This window comes from Tritonibacter sp. SIMBA_163 (genome assembly GCF_046535935.1).
Lineage (GTDB): Bacteria > Pseudomonadota > Alphaproteobacteria > Rhodobacterales > Rhodobacteraceae > Epibacterium > Epibacterium scottomollicae.
Genome location: NZ_JAWJBP010001394.1, coordinates 1 through 234 on the forward strand (window position 1 = coordinate 1; position 234 = coordinate 234).

Annotated in this window: 1 protein-coding gene; it reads right to left on the minus strand. The window is 26.5% G+C overall.

From position 1 onward, the window contains the following. Positions 1-52: 52 nt before the first annotated feature. A partial coding sequence (locus R0J92_RS26875) for a hypothetical protein (RefSeq protein WP_411053931.1) occupies positions 53-234 on the minus strand: 182 nt, incomplete at its 5' end.

Sequence of the window (234 nt, forward strand, 5' to 3'; positions counted from 1 at the left end):
CCCAAATAACGTTATCTAACGTTATTTATCATATATGATTAATGTAAAACGATTAATTATTTTTCTCTTTTTGTATTCTATCGCCAAACTTTGTAATCAATTTGCATCTATCTTCTTCATCTGAAATAAACAGATTAAATATTACCTTTTCATCAGAATCAATGACAAGAGGCTGAAATAGAACATCACAATTAAATTCATTTTCAATGCATTTCTTTATATCACCAATTCCGT